Origin of the sequence: Kordiimonas sediminis (genome assembly GCF_014656395.1) — a bacterium.
In the GTDB taxonomy this organism is placed as follows: Bacteria; Pseudomonadota; Alphaproteobacteria; order Sphingomonadales; family Kordiimonadaceae; genus Kordiimonas_A; species Kordiimonas_A sediminis.
The window spans coordinates 304,882-319,876 of sequence record NZ_BNCI01000002.1 but is presented as its reverse complement, the minus strand read 5'-3'; the positions used below and the strand labels follow the sequence as shown (position 1 = coordinate 319,876).

At 49.5% G+C, this 14,995-nt stretch carries 13 protein-coding genes; 6 read left to right on the top strand and 7 right to left on the bottom strand.

All coding sequences use genetic code 11. The features are described 5' to 3' along the window. Positions 1 to 28 precede the first annotated feature (28 nt). A complete protein-coding gene (locus IE181_RS09035; protein WP_191252162.1) occupies positions 29 to 580 on the bottom strand; it encodes a TetR/AcrR family transcriptional regulator in 552 nt (183 codons plus the stop codon). Between the two features lie 65 nt (positions 581 to 645). On the opposite strand from IE181_RS09035, the gene IE181_RS09030 reads away from it, so the two are divergent. The 4 genes from IE181_RS09030 to IE181_RS09015 all read left to right on the top strand — a co-directional run bounded on the left by IE181_RS09030 (position 646) and on the right by IE181_RS09015 (position 5,398). Beyond that, positions 646 to 1,038, top strand: a complete 393-nt coding sequence (locus IE181_RS09030) for a hypothetical protein (protein ID WP_191252160.1) — start codon at positions 646 to 648, stop codon at positions 1,036 to 1,038. A 257-nt stretch (positions 1,039 to 1,295) separates the two neighbouring features. Continuing rightward, the gene (locus tag IE181_RS09025; RefSeq protein WP_191252158.1) at positions 1,296 to 2,312 is read left to right on the top strand and encodes an AraC family transcriptional regulator; all 1,017 of its coding nucleotides are present in this window, start codon (positions 1,296 to 1,298) and stop codon (positions 2,310 to 2,312) included. Between the two features lie 167 nt (positions 2,313 to 2,479). After that, on the top strand, positions 2,480 to 4,969 hold the full coding sequence (locus tag IE181_RS09020) for a S8 family peptidase (RefSeq protein WP_191252156.1): 2,490 nt from the start codon (positions 2,480 to 2,482) through the stop codon (positions 4,967 to 4,969). Between the two features lie 129 nt (positions 4,970 to 5,098). Next, a complete protein-coding gene (locus IE181_RS09015; RefSeq protein WP_191252154.1) occupies positions 5,099 to 5,398 on the top strand; it encodes a hypothetical protein in 300 nt (99 codons plus the stop codon). Between the two features lie 14 nt (positions 5,399 to 5,412). On the opposite strand, the gene IE181_RS09010 is transcribed toward IE181_RS09015, so the two are convergent. Beyond that, the gene (locus IE181_RS09010) at positions 5,413 to 5,751 is read right to left on the bottom strand and encodes a hypothetical protein (RefSeq protein WP_191252152.1); all 339 of its coding nucleotides are present in this window, start codon (positions 5,749 to 5,751) and stop codon (positions 5,413 to 5,415) included. Between the two features lie 232 nt (positions 5,752 to 5,983). Between IE181_RS09010 and IE181_RS09005 the strand changes: the two genes are divergently transcribed. Beyond that, the gene (locus tag IE181_RS09005) at positions 5,984 to 7,153 is read left to right on the top strand and encodes a PepSY-associated TM helix domain-containing protein (RefSeq protein WP_191252150.1); all 1,170 of its coding nucleotides are present in this window, start codon (positions 5,984 to 5,986) and stop codon (positions 7,151 to 7,153) included. Between the two features lie 58 nt (positions 7,154 to 7,211). Here the strand turns inward: IE181_RS09005 and IE181_RS09000 are convergent, their stop codons facing one another. From IE181_RS09000 to IE181_RS08980, 5 genes are all read right to left on the bottom strand, one after another. Next, entirely contained in the window at positions 7,212 to 7,517 is a 306-nt protein-coding gene (locus IE181_RS09000; protein WP_191252148.1) for a DUF1905 domain-containing protein, read from the bottom strand. Between the two features lie 168 nt (positions 7,518 to 7,685). Next, positions 7,686 to 9,860, bottom strand: a complete 2,175-nt coding sequence (locus IE181_RS08995; protein ID WP_191252146.1) for an acylase — start codon at positions 9,858 to 9,860, stop codon at positions 7,686 to 7,688. Positions 9,861 to 9,922: 62 nt separating this feature from the next. Next, positions 9,923 to 11,152, bottom strand: a complete 1,230-nt coding sequence (locus tag IE181_RS08990) for an NAD(P)/FAD-dependent oxidoreductase (protein WP_191252144.1) — start codon at positions 11,150 to 11,152, stop codon at positions 9,923 to 9,925. A 64-nt stretch (positions 11,153 to 11,216) separates the two neighbouring features. Continuing rightward, positions 11,217 to 12,269 (bottom strand): M14 family metallopeptidase, encoded by a 1,053-nt coding sequence (locus tag IE181_RS08985; RefSeq protein ID WP_191252142.1) that lies wholly within the window; start codon positions 12,267 to 12,269, stop codon positions 11,217 to 11,219. Beyond that, the gene (locus IE181_RS08980) at positions 12,266 to 13,756 is read right to left on the bottom strand and encodes a glutamate-cysteine ligase family protein (RefSeq protein ID WP_191252140.1); all 1,491 of its coding nucleotides are present in this window, start codon (positions 13,754 to 13,756) and stop codon (positions 12,266 to 12,268) included. Before IE181_RS08980 ends, IE181_RS08985 begins: the two co-directional genes overlap by 4 nt. 263 nt (positions 13,757 to 14,019) lie before the next feature. Here IE181_RS08980 and IE181_RS08975 point away from each other — a divergent pair, with 263 nt between their 5' ends. Beyond that, positions 14,020 to 14,943 (top strand): hydroxymethylglutaryl-CoA lyase, encoded by a 924-nt coding sequence (locus IE181_RS08975; RefSeq protein ID WP_191252138.1) that lies wholly within the window; start codon positions 14,020 to 14,022, stop codon positions 14,941 to 14,943. Positions 14,944 to 14,995: the final 52 nt, after the last annotated feature.

The window sequence follows — 14,995 nt, the reverse complement described above, 5'->3', positions numbered from 1 at the left end:
TTATATTTATTACGTTTTCGAAACGGTATTATGCAGTGGTGACATATTGACTATGTAGCAAGTGGGCAATATCCCCCGCAAACGCCACTGGTAGGGACTGCGCCAACTCTGGCGACAGGGCCAAACCAATATGGGCCCATACGACAAGGGTTGCACGCCCCCGCGCGATATCCTCCTGCACACCAGCACGCACCAATGTATTCGACACATAGTCAATACGCAACTGGTCTACTTCCTTAACAGCAGCAGCAGCTAACGGGTCAACCTGAGCCCAGCCACGTATGGCGGCCTCTAAGGTTTGCGAATGCGTAATGACGCGGTGTATGAGTTCAGTCAACTGCTCTTCACCGTTCGGAAGCGATTGAAGGTCTGTGATGATTGATTGCGTAAGGTCTTCCCGCCATGCATTTAACAGTTGTGACTTGAAGTCATCAACTGAATCAAAATGCCAGTAGAAACTACCGCGCGAAACACCAAGCTCCTTTACAAGGCTGCCTGCCTTTAAAGCCACATGCCCGTCTGACTGCAACACAGTAAAACCATGCTGTAGCCAATTTGATTTGGTCAGTCTTTTTGTCATGACAATAACCATACAGTGATGTACGGTACAGTCAATACACTAGTGTATGGTAAAAGGAGATCACCATGCTTACAGTCGCGGCCATTATGTTACTTCTTGTTGGTGCAATGCACAGTCTGCTAGGCGGTAAACGTTTAATTGCCCCAATTCTCAGACGCGAGGACCTTCCCGTCATATTGGGTTCGGTTGAGAACACGAAAATCACGCTTTGGGCTGGCTGGCACGCTTTAACCCTGTTCTGGTGGGCGCAGGCGGCAGGGTTACTAACACTGGCCTATGCACCTGAGCATTTTATCCCTGCGATTCTTGGTTCCACCGCCATTGCAGCTGGCATTATGGGCATCTGTGCCATTATCCTGTCCAAGGGTCGTCATAAATCCTGGATATTTTTCCTGCCACTGGCATTTACAACCGGTTATCTTGCACTGGAGGCTATTGACATAGTTGCCGTGAACTAATCAGCCAACGTAACAAAACCACAAAGTCTCTGTTTATTTGTCTTACCAATTTTTTTAATTCGTCTTCTATAACTACGAATGCGTTTCACATTCAGCTTATCTAGGAGGAATTGGCCCAAAGACTTTTCTCGCTGCTCTTTTTATATTTAGATAAACCAGAAACCCAACCAAGGTTATACTGGTCAAATGAGGGGCGCGGCTTTAGCCTTCCAAAAAGGATTAGATATAGAAATTAGCCATAGGGGTAGATAGCAGACGTGTCTCAGATATCCGTGGTACTTGTCAGTATCAGTTCAATATTGTCCTTGCTGATGATTGGGTTTTGTCTAAAATTCAACGCGCCCAGATCTTTGATGTCTGTGTTTATTGTTCTCTTTCTAAGCAATATTGTCTTCACCGGAATCCCCATTCTCGATACCGTTCGCGGCCCCCTGATAATGACCATATTGTTCATCAAAGGGCCTGTTGTCTGGTGGCTTGTTCGGTCGCATATAACGGGGGACAGAGGTTTTCTTCCCTGGCCACATATCATTCCCATTGTGATTGCCCTGATATGGCGCCTTACAGCAAGTGGTGACATCGTTCTTATTCCCGTCATAGCAGCCCCCTTATGGGGATTAGCGTACGGGATATATGCCATAAGGGACTTTCAAGCCAATCGCGCCTTATTTATTCGCGGCAAAGCACATATCTGGTTTCTGTTAATTCTGATAATGGCTGTTTGGGTCGGTCTTTGGAGCATGTTCAACTTTCTGCAAGCGTATCTGCAATACCGGATACTGCCAGACGGTGTAGGCATGCTCATTCAGGCAATAATATACAGCTGCGTTACTCTGACATTCGTATGGTGGGCCCTTGTCACACCTGATACGTATTTACAAAGCTCCCAATCTGAGCAGAGCACATCCCCCAAACCCAGCGATTTTGACCGGGAGGTCTTCTCCCGCCTTGAAAATATATTCGGAACTGAAAAGCCTTATCTGGACGCAACAGTAAACCTTGAAACCCTAGCCCATCAGATAGCGGTCACCCCGCGGGAATTATCCAACGCCGTCAATCGGTGCACCAATGATGGGTTTCGTGCATTTCTGAGGAAGAAACGTGTCGGCCATGCACAGGAATTACTGACAAATAAAACGTGTCAGGACCTTTCAATATATGACATAGCCATTGCGTCAGGGTTTGGCACAAAGTCTACATTTAACGAATCATTCAAACTATATACAGGCATGCCCCCCAGCGAATTTCGGCGACAGTTTAAAGAAGCCACGTAGACATCTATGTAATTCCCACTTCCGTTTAGTGCTTCCGCCTAAAAAAGGTCCAATTACCTGTTTTCGGTCGAAAATTTCCAACAAAACCTACTCTTATTCCATGATTGTTGGCCAACTTGTCACTCTGGCCAACACAACAGCGAGGGTCAAACGGGGGAGGTCATTTGGTGGCAACAAGTAATAAGCGGAAAAAAACCATATTTCGGAAAAAACGTCACCTTCTGAATATGGTGATAGCATCACATATGCTCGCGGCATGTAGTGGCGGGTCTGGTAAGCCGCCACCGCCGCCGCCACCTCCTCCGCCACCTCCTCCGCCACCGGAGTATAACACTGCCGAATATCGTGCTAATCCGGGTCTGGCGGAAATAAACGCGTTATCCGCCTACGATGCAGGTCTGACAGGTAACGGCATAACCGTAGCACTGTTGGACAGTGGTGTAGATGATCAACACCCTGATCTAATTGACAATATTCACCCGGCCAGCAAGGACTTTGGCGGCAATGACGGCGCTCTGTTTGATGACACCGTCTATGACACGGAGCAATATCCATACATTGTCACTGGACTTATTCACGGGACCATGACAGCCGGTATTGTGGCCGCCAGTCGTAATGATCAAGGCATGCACGGTGTCGCGCCAGAGGCTCAGATTTTGGCGCTTCGGATGGACTTGCCAGGTGTTGCTGACTGGGGCGGCAAGGAAATTAATCTACCCGCAACGCCTGCCGCAATTGATCATGCTATTGCGAATAACGCCCGTGTTCTGCTTGTAGAGTGGTCATTCTGGGATGATACAGCCAACCAGTATGCAGGCACAGACCATCAGATAGATCCAAGCTTTTTCGTAGATAGTGACTTGATCACCCCCATACGTGATGCGTTTCAGCGCGCAATTGATGCAGGCATGTTAATCGTCATTCCTTCGGGAAATGAATTTGGCAGTGCACCAACCGCTTTCATTTCTAAACTCGGCCTGAGTGAAGAAAATAAAAACTCCGTTATTGTTGTCGGATCTGTCGATCGAAATCAGGTTATTTTCGACCGGTCCAATAAGGCTGGTTATGCACAAGACTATTTTCTGGTCGCACCAAGTCAGGTGTATACCACCCTTCCCTCACGCGGGGTTGGGGAAGGCAGACCAGACTGGGGCGGCACATCAAACGGTACATCCTTCGCGGCACCACATGTGGCCGGTGCTGCTGCCTTATTAATGGAAGCATTCCCGACCCTGACCGCCAGGGAAATTGCAGAAATCCTGTTTGATAGCGCCAGAGACCTGGGAGCAACCGGCACAGATGATATTTATGGATTTGGGATGATTGACCTGAATGCTGCCCTACAGCCGACCGGCGCCGTGGCATCCGCCAATATAAAGGGACAAGTCGTTCAACCCGCCGATGCCATGATGCTGGCATCCCCTGCTTTCGGTGACGCGTTTGAAAAAATGGATAGCATATCCCGTGTTTTGGTTCTTGATGCCTACAAACGGGCATACGGCGTTAACATGACACGGCAGATATCCTCACAATCAAGCAGTATCAACATCCAGTCGCGCCTGAACGGTATCCAGCAAGCAGGCTGGACCAGCCTGCGACTGGGACAGGACAGTGCGTTATCTTTCTCCTATAGGATGCCGCAGTGGGGTAAGCATGACTTGATTGGGCGGCCATACTTGTGGGACAACCCTGCCGCAGGCAGTGCCCGCAATGTTTCCGTGTCCTTCCGGCAGGCCGTTAATACCTCAACGGAGATTCTGGCATTCTCTGGCTGGGGCGGTCAAAATCTGACCATGTTCAGAGACACACAAACAAGCCAAAGTCTGAGCGGCATGAGCCCGTACCAGAATAGCTTTTTCTCGCTGTATGATACGGCCCGGGGTTTTGGGTTTCAGTTCCAGCACCAAGAAAACTTTTCATACGGCCTTACTACCTCTGTTCACAGCAACAATAATAGGTATCAGGATGATTGGGACAGTGCCAGCCGCCTCCTTACCCCCTTGCCCGAGACAATCAGCACGGATATGGAGCCACTGAGAGCCAATGCAGCCGCACACAGCATAGAAGCCAACGCAGCATGGCACACGAATAATACTGTACTGCGTCTGGCGCTTGGCACCATGCGTGAAAAAGACAGTTTTCTTGGTACTGTGTCCACGGGGGCGTTCACACCCGGCAAGACAGCACAGACAATCTTCAGCAGCCTGACATCCAAACTGGATTTCGGCACCGATTGGTCCGTCACAGCGAGTTACCAAATCGGGCTATCCGACCTTTCTGTGCCCTCGGACGGCTTTATCACGGATATGTCGCGTATAAGGTCTGATGCCTACAGTGCCCGTCTAACTAAATCAAATCTCTGGAGCAGTTTTGATACGCTCTCCGTAGCTGTTTCCCGACCACTTGCCGTGACAGGGGGCACCCTGACCGCAGACCTGCCAACAGGACAGGATTTCATCAGCAGAACCCTGACCTTTGAAACGGTAACGGAACGATTATCCCCAGCCCACAGAGAAACCAATTATGAACTTCTCTATACGCTGACGGACACATCAAGTGCCTTCAAGGTATCTGGTAATCTTCTGTACCAGCATAACCCGGGCAACCGTCCGGGGAATAGCAAGGCTGTACTGGTGACAGCAGGCTGGATATTTTAAAGCCACAGCGTGAACAGTCAGGCAGTATCGACTAACATACTGTCTGACCTACAGTGACAAATAGCGCACACATATTGTATCCTGAAAATTCAATTCAAGGCCTATGCCGAATAAAGGGATACAAACACCATGCCCCCTAATGTGACTGAACTATCCCCGGAAGTTCGTTCCGGCCAATGGACGTTCCACTGGATTGGGTTTGAAGGTGATGATTGCCGTATTGGCGGCCTGAACATTTGGGACCACGACTGGAAACTACTGAAAGCTGCACCGCTTATAGTGCCGCATCCGGCACATCCCCATCAACGCCACAAAGTCCGGCAGTTCACAATCACGGATCATGCTAATGTGGTTCAGTTTGCCGCCGGGGAAGTCAGTAATCTCGTTTACTGCATTTATATCCCGGCGGGGCAAACTTCAACGACATAACAACCACCCCAAACCTAGCCTGAGCAATCGGCAAGGGCCGATGCAATATACAGGGGCGCATCCTCTTCCAGCATAAACATATATTCCTCCATGAATGCTACCCATGCATCACTCATGAAAAGCATCTCCAGTTCCGTTTCCGATCCGTCATAATCAATGATGGCAACAATATCGAAACGCTTATCTTCGGGCAGCATGCCACTGGGGTCAAACCGTCTTTCAGTCCGGTACACCTGATATCTGGAAACTTTGGGTAGGGACCGAACAAAATTTAGTTTCTTTTGTTCAAGAAATTCAACATATGCCTCAAGCATGCCCGGCTTTGCGCTGTGGCCTGTCACCATTGTAATCACTGTGTCTCTCCTTCTATCTTATATCCTCGTCCACCATGACAGCGGGGTTTTATGCTCTGCGCTAACTGGCTCTATGCATATTTCGCGCAGTAGTGGATTGACCCTACAGTTTCGACCATGCTTTAAGGTCAAGTTCTTTTTGCTGGTAACTGCGGTATCCGGTGAAAGGGATTTGGCCCACCAACGCGTATCATGGGCCGGACTATGACACGTTTACCCAAGGACTTGCTTTATGCCGTTTAGGAAACTTCTCTATTGGCCACATCTGATTTGTGGCGTAACCGCTGGTATTGTTATTCTTCTGATGTCAGCAACGGGTGTTCTTCTGACATATGAACGCCAGATGATCCGCTGGGCAGAGCCATCTATAGAACAGCTGCAGAATGAAACAGATACTGCTTCAAGTCTGGCGCCACCGGAATTACTTGCTGAAAATGCCGCGACTGTCCTTGGCAAGCCAGTTACCAGCCTAACATTTGACAAAGACCCGACCCGTCCAGTTATCGCCGCAGCAGGCAGACGGGAGCAAACCTATCTTGCCCCCTCAGGGGAAAGCTTGGGAGCGGGCCCCACGGGTCTGAAATCTTTCTTTAGCACCGTCACTGGCCTGCACCGCTGGTTCGCACTTGAAGGCGAAGCACGCGGCACAGCACGTATGGTCACGGGGGCCGCCAACCTAATGTTCCTGTTCATCGTTGTTTCAGGTATTTATCTTTGGGTGCCGCGTGTTTTCAAATGGCCGATTATCAAAAAAGTGCTGTTCTTTCAGAAAACCTCCAACGCGCGTGCCCGTGATTTCATTTGGCATCATGTAATGGGCATCTGGTCTGTGATCCCGCTGATTGCGATCACAGCCACGGCTACAGTTTTCTATTATTCCTGGGCGAATGATCTGGTGTACACACTTGCTGGAGAGGAGCCTCCAGTGCGTGGCGCACGATCCGGCTCTGCGGCAAAAGATCAGGAACAAACCCCTGTACCCCTGCCCGGTGCCGTATCACTATCAACCTTGCTCTCGCAGGCTAAAAATCACCAGTCCGACTGGAACCGCATTACCCTGACAGTCCCAAAACCAGAAGACACCGAGGTACGTTTCACCATCGACACTGGCACAGGGGGAGAGCCCACTAAACGTGGTACGCTTACGTTTGACCGTTCCTCAGGGGCGGTAAAAGCATGGGCACCTTTTGAAACTAACACCGCTGGCCGGCAGGCCAGAATATATATCCGGTACCTTCATACGGGCGAGGCACTTGGCATAATTGGACAGACGATTGCCGGTCTAGTTTCCCTGTTTGCAACTATATTGGTGTGGACGGGCGTTGCCCTTGCGTGGCGCCGGTATATAACCCCTGCGTTGAAGCGGCGCCGCAAAAAACAACAGGCAAAAGTCGGCGCATAACCGGCAAAACTAAATACCCCTAAAAAGCAGTCACGAAAGCATATTAGTGGCTGCTTTTTTATGTCTCTATCACCCTGATATCGACGGTTACCTTATCCCCTGCGGTCAGTTTTTCTCTCTTTCTGACCTCCGCTTTTACAGGCAGTAAATATGTCGCATCTTTTGCCGAACGGAATATAGATGTTTGCCACTGAGTATCTCCAACCTGAACGTCAACGCGCACAGAGTTCCACCCTCTGCGCTGACCACTGGTGAAGAATTTAATCTCGGCTGATATATCTTCGGGGACTGTAACAAAGTGCCACGCCGCCTTTGCCGGATAGATCCACAGATCTTCGGTAATCGTGTAGGATAGTTCGTGCATACGCCCTCTTAATCTTGCGATGTTCACCTGCACTTTCGGTAGTGGAGCCATAAGATGCAATGCACATTTCGTTTAGGCGCAAACATTTAACCTCGCAGAAAGGTAAAAACCCCGACCGGTTTGGTCGAGGCTCTTGTCTTTTTATGTATAGTCAATCGACCGCAGTCGTTACTGACCTGGCGAATATGTCCGCTTGGCATTGGCTTCCACATCTGCACGGTAATAATGTACATCCCGCAGTAAGCCTTTGCTGTAAAGCTCGGCCTGATCATAGAAGTGTGGACTTTGAGGATCGCCAGACTGGCCGCCGGCCGTAATCGCCTTGGCCCGAACCTTATCGCCAAATTCCACGATCGCCACAAAGCTGTTACCCCGTGTACCGTAGATTTTCTTGGTGCCATTGAATGTCCGCTGACCATATGCAGCCAACGAGCCCCAACGAGCAGACGGGAATGCAACAGGATAGCTTGGCTGGCTATCATCGAATGGCTGTACGATATCGCCTGTTAAACGCTGGAAGCGGTTGATATCACCCCACGGCGTTTGCCATGTACCGAAATCTTTCTCCAGTTTCTTAACAGCCCGAAGAAGTGCAAAAACACGCTGTTCTGGTGTTGTTTCACCTGCCATATACTCATAGATATCAGCTTCCGCATCGCGTGCTTTCTGCATCACTTCACGCATCAACTCCTGCCCCCAGAAGATAGCAACAGAAGTCGGCACACTATCAACACTGTACCGCTTGTCCCAGCCGCGCAGGGCTTCAACAGGTGCTTTCAGGTCTTCTTTGAAGGGATCATCATCACCAGTTGCATCGTAAGCATCAAATAGTGCCGGCAACAGTGTATCAAACGCAGTCAGATAACTGTCGTACGCAGCCTCGCGCAGGCTTTCAATGGTGAAATCAGTTTTACCTTCCAGCACCTTGATCGCATGAATACCGCGTGGGTTTTCTGTGTTGTTAGACATATAAAGCGGATAATCGGCACGCTTCGGGCTGTTTTCACCGGCCGCAGAAAATGGCCAGTTATTAGTGTTCATCAGCCAACCATTGGACGGGTTCAGAAGCGTAATATGCTCTGACACCGGATGCAGGCCCTGCCACTCTGTTGCAGACGTGCTGCCGTCAACCGGCTTACGCCAATCATAAGAAGGGTCGCGGCGTGGTATAAAGTTACCGTGCCAGTACGCAATGTTACCCTCAGCATCTGCATAAACAGTATTATTTGATGAGTTGGTCAGGATGTCCATTGTCTCGGCAAAGCTTTTATAGCCAGTAGCCTTGGTGCGTGTGTAAGACTGCGTCAGCGCCTTGATCGGCTCATGCATCAGCTTAACACTGACCCATTTATCGCCTTCAGAACGAATGATTGGACCATGGTGGCTATAATAAACGGTGACCTGTTTTTCTTCCATGCCGCTATCGGTCTTGTAAGGCAGAGTAATCTCTTTGGTTGTCAGCTTACGTTCTTCCCCATCATAGAGATAATAATAGCCATCTTCTTTCTCAGAAACGGTTTCAAGATAATAGTCTACCGCATCCGCCTTGGACGATGTGTGCATCCAACCTGTTTTTTCATTAAATCCCTGATAGACAAAGAACTGACCCCAGGTAACCGCACCGTATGCGTTCAGCCCCTCTTCACTTGCCATCTGCAGTTCTGCCCGGAAGTAGAAAGAAGTATGCGGATTAATCAGTAGCAAAGCATTGCCCGTAGCACTATTGGACGGTGCAATCGCAAAACCATTGGACCCGGACGGTTCTTTTGTCAGGTCAGTCGTCTCCAGTGGCAGTTGCTCCATTCTGTCGCCGTAGAAATTTTCAAGCTGGTTCATGGAGACAAAAGATTCGATATCACCACCAATACTACCCTCAGTGAATGTCAGCGCCATCCACGGTTCGAAACGTGTCAGAACCCGCGGTTTCACCTCTGGATGAGTATGCAGATAATAGTTCAGACCATCTGCAAACGCATTCATCAGCTTTTTAAGCCACTCGGGGCTTTCTTCATATTGTTGCTGAATTTCCGCAGGATCTATGAACATTTTCATCCGCAAATCGCGGTATAGTTCGGATTCACCTTCTGCCTCGGCAAGGCGGCCCATAGCATTAAGATAATTCACCTCAATACGGTTGAAATCATCTTCTGCCTGGGCATAAATCATCCCGAATACAGCATCAGCGTCTGTTTTGCCGTACACATGCGGGATGCCCCATTCATCACGAATAATTGTGACATTTTTCGCCTGCTCCTGCCAGCGCGAAACCTCCAACTGTTCGGGGGTCGGCTGCGAACAGGACACGCAGATAAACGTAAATAATATTAATAAGATATGTCTCATCAAGTGTCCCCATTTTGTAAATGTGAACAAAGATTAACTTTGGTTTGTTACACTGTAAAGATTTAGTACAGCAATTCTGCCACAATCTCTTTAAAGGGGCGTGTATCGTCTGCCAGCATCAGCGCATCAACGGATGTCTGTGCTAAAATCAGCTTCTTTGCCTGCATAAATTCCTGAACACGACTGACACAGTCAGCTGCAATCATTTTACCGTCTCGAAGATAGAAAAACGCCGCAGACCTTGTTGCAGGGTCACCGCGCACAACTATCTGGTCATAGCCCTCGCCCAGGCCTGCCATTTGCAGTTTCAACCCATATTGATCTGACCAGAACCACGGCAATGCGTCATATACTGCCGGTACACCCAAAATATTCTGAACGGCGATTTTTGCCTGATCAACAGCATTTTGAACGGATTCCAATCGCATCCAGCGGTTATAAAACCGGTTGTGATGCCAGGTTACGTCGCCTACCGCATAAATATGGTCGACTGATGTTCTGCAAGTATCATCAACAACAATACCCGCCGGATGCGTCTCTACGCCGGCCGTGTCTGCAAGATCTGTATTGGCGACCAGCCCAATGCCGACAATGATTATGTCAGCTTCAATCCGCTCCCCCGCCGCCGTTACGACAGCAGAGGCCCTGTCAGCACCTTCAATAGCTGTAACCGTTTGGCCTGTCTGGATAGTAACACCCTCTTCCGTGTGAATTTGGGTGTACATTTCAGAGACCTGCGGCGCTGTCACACGAGCAAGGATTCTGTCTTCTGTTTCCAGAAGGGTAACCTGTTTCCCAAAGTGTCGCGCGATGGCCGCAGCTTCCAGTCCGATATACCCGCCGCCCACGATAACAACATTCTCTGCATTCTGCAGGTCAACCTTCAGTGCATCAACATCAGCAATGGTTCGGATTGTGTGGATGCCGGATTTATCAGCGCCCGGAACAGGCAGATGTCTGGCATGCCCCCCTGTAGCCAATATCAAATTGCCATAAGGAAGACACACACCATCTGCAAGTGTGACTGTCTTTGCAACTGCATCTACCGAGCTGGCGCGCACACCCAAATACAGATCAACGTCCATATCCGCATATACTTTGTCGCGCAAAATAGGCAGTCTTTCCGCGGCCAATTCCCCTGACAAATATCCTTTGGACAACGGCGGCCGCTGATACGGTATCACGGGTTCTTCACTGACAAGCGCAACAGACCCATTAAACTTTTGCTGTCGCAGGGAAGTGATAATCTGCGCCGCTGCGTGACCGCCCCCGATAATAACAATGTCAGCCATATGAATTTCCGCCCTGCGTATTTCAGGATACACCCTGATCCATTAAGTTAGTTGTCTGATGGATTTATGCTGCCCCATCAATGACATCCAGTGGCACGACGTAAAACAAACAATCTGACTTGGCAATATCTGCACGTGTCGTTGCCATAAATATTCTTACATCCTGCACCGTGAATATCTGGCCACCTGAAACACGCAGCAGACGATTAACCACATGATTGCCGGCTTCATCCACCAGCTTTAATTGGTCCAGGCTGCCACGATTTAACCAGCCAAGCGGCGTGCCCGCGGACGTAATACCTGTATTACAATGCTCAATGTCTGCGCGCAGGCTGATATCTGCCACCGGATCACGTTCAAAATGATAAGACAGACTGACTTGCTCCTCAACTTCAACCCTGAGCGGGTGCCGTAAAACGTCAACAAGCGTATGGTGATGCCCCTCACGAAACCGGTCAATCTGTGCCAGTTCCTGAATACCCAGATATGCCGTTTCGTGTGATTCAGCGTCATCGGCGCCGCCACATTCAACAGTGATTGTGGGGCAACCAAAATCTGTCTCCATCAGAGACCCCAGACGCAAATCCGTAAGAATAAGCCGGCGACAAAAAAGCGATGCCAAGGACCTATTATGCTGGCTGTTTACTGTAGCCAGCGCAAACGCAGGACCGGAACCGGACGTGTTATGCAGGTCCACAACACAGTCAGGGCTAATTGCCCGGATGGCCTCAGCGATAGACAAAGCCCGCTGCGCATCCCTACCTTCATGCTGTGCGTTCTCTATCCTACCGAAACACCGATTTAAATCGCGCTCCCCATACAAAAAGCGTGTCGTAAGTAATGGTTCCATCAAGGCGGCCTCAACCGATGCGATGATAAAACGCATGTTGGTCACAGGCGTTATACCCTCCAGCAACCACCTGTGTGCTGCGAACAGACCTGACGGTTCATTTCCGTGTATCAGGGTTGATACAACACGGGTTCGGCTGGTGTCACGACCGGATACGTCAATCACGACCGGCCCCGTTACCGAATGCAGAAAATCCAGCGGCGTCTCCCCCAACTCACGGCGCGATGGGTCCTGTAGAAAAGTCGGGGTGACTATATGTCCGCTCATGACCAGATCGGCTCCCACTCAGCAACCGGATTACCGTTTCTCGAGTTCTGTAAATACAGATGCGTCACCATTTCTGACGCTTTCTTTTTGCCGTACAGATTTTCAAGATACCGGTGACCATTTTTGGTCCAGCGCGCGCCTGTTTGTCCAACGTGGATACGTTTCTCAATGATACCAAGGTAAGTATCAATCTCTGCGTCTTCAATTTCAAGCTGTCGCAGGCCTTTGCTGGCATACTCAAACATTTGATCAAGCACATTGCGCACAGGCTGTTCTACCGGACGACAATAAGGCCCGGACGGCCATAAAATTTTTGCGTCCATCCCAGACTGCGCTGCCCGGTAAAAATTATATTCCGCATACCGGAAGGGTACCACGGCTATAAAATCTTTAATTTCATCTGCCATGCCAACAGCAAGCCCCATAGCAAAAGCAGCATTAGCCATCATGTCCAGAGGCGTTGGTCCCGCAGGGATAGCGCGAAATTCAATTCGGACATGTCCCTGCCCTTGCCGGGAATACACCGCACGGTGCCACGGCCAACTTGTTCCCATTTGCAGTTTCAACTCATCAAAGCGCGGCAAATCGCCTTGTCGCCAAGCATGTTCTGCATCCTCTTTGCCAAGAATCGGCAGTACGGGTTCAAACAAAGCAACTGTTTCCGCAAAAATTTCCCAGGAATCATCCCTGATCCAGCCCTGACCAAACGACACACGCGCCGCTGCCTGCCAGGGCACTTCGCCAGCCACACGGGTATCAAGAGATTGTTTGAACAAGGCCACGCGTGTTTCGTCCCATAGCCTGTTCCCCAGCAGAATACCCGAATTTCCAGAAACCGCAGTCACCAGCGGCACTGTCAACTGTGCCGCATTAAATATGTCTGCAAAACGAGCATGTTCAACCATCATATGAACCTGAAAACTGGTATTGGCGCCTTCGACTGTCACGTCATTGGATGACAAGGCAACAGACTCTTCTCCATTGATATTGATTTCAAAAGAACGGCCTCTGCGGTCTGCTAATTGCTTCGACAGAACCTCATAGCGCAGTTCCTCTGTCATATAGTGCCGTTCAAGATGGGATTGTTCCAGCGTCGGCAAAATACCAATCGGCACAATGGTAATATCCATATCCTCTGCCACTTGATCCAGATGGTGTGCTTTTTGCTGCAACTCAGATAGCATACCTGAAAAGGGGGTCCCCTTTGCTGGCTGGTGTGACAGATTCAATTCCAGATTATACTTATTAATCTCTGCCTGATACTGGGGGTCATCAAGGGCCGCCATCAACTCAGCTGCCTTCGGACAGACGGTGGCATGCCTGTCTACCAGATACATTTCCAGCTCCGCACCGACACACAAAGGATCAGTCCCAAAGTCAGGCGATCTGATCACCTCTTTCAGGACACCAAGCTGGGTGTGTAGAACCCTGTCAAAGTCCTCATAGTCCTGATCAGAAAATGATTTTCTGGTAACCTTTTCCCCCATGGACGATGCCTCCCGTATTGACCTTCATATCCTGCATGCTGCCACGTCCCACTTCAACGAAAACAATTACAAAAGTCAACATCACCACCATGCAGCGAATATTTCCTTCAAAACACAGGAAAGCGGGATACCCTAGCAGTCAAATATGACCAGTTTTGATTTCTTGCCTTGATCGCGCAAATTTTAATGCGAATATAGTCAGGAGCCACAACTACTAAAACATATTGTATAAATTTTTCTAATTGCTTCTAACTGGATCAGATATGCGCAAAGTTGAAATCGTTGAAGTCGGAGCACGTGACGGCCTTCAGAATGAAAAAACTCTGTTTTCGACGGAACAGAAACTCAAGCTGATAACGGATGCCATCGCGGCAGGCGTCAAGCGGCTTGAAGTAGCAAGTTTCGTTCATCCAAAACGCGTTCCGCAGATGGCCGATGCAGAAGCGGTGATTGCAGGCCTGCCGGACATTAAGGATGTTGAATATATTGGTCTTGTACTAAACAAACGGGGATTATTACGCGCACTCGAAACACGGGAAGGCAACAAACGCGGTGTGGATGAAGTAGGCGCCGTTGCCATTGCATCCGATAGCTTTGCAGAAAAGAACCAAGGCCAAACAATGCGTGAATCCATTGATGTTTCAAAAGACATTGTCAAAATGGCCAAAGAAAACGGCCTGAGCGCCCAGGTAACAATTTCCACATCCTTCGGCTGTCCCTTTGAAGGCCGAGTTGACCCAAAAACTGTAATCGCAATGGCCGAAGAAATTGCGGAAGTCGCCCCCCGCGAAATTGCAATCGCCGATACAATCGGGGTGGCGTCGCCTCTCAGGGTTCGGGAAATGTGCGAAGAATTACGCAGTCGACTGCCTGACATTCCACTAAGGGCACACTTTCACAACACCCGCAACACTGGCATTGCAAATGCCTGGGCCGCGTATGAAGCAGGATTTGATGTACTGGATAGTTCAGTCGCGGGTTTAGGCGGCTGTCCGTTTGCCCCGCGTGCCACTGGCAACATCGGCACAGAAGATCTTATATATATGCTAGACGAATCTGGTATCGAAACGGGTATTGATCTGCAAAAAATGATTGATCTGGCCAATTGGATTGAAGGTGTTCTTGGCCGTACCCCACCCGCAATGGTCTCACAGGCCGGTGGTTTTCCTGATGGCTTGGGTGAATAGTATGCGAGGTAAAAAAGCTAGCTTTTACCTCTGAGTATCTTCACTACCCTGC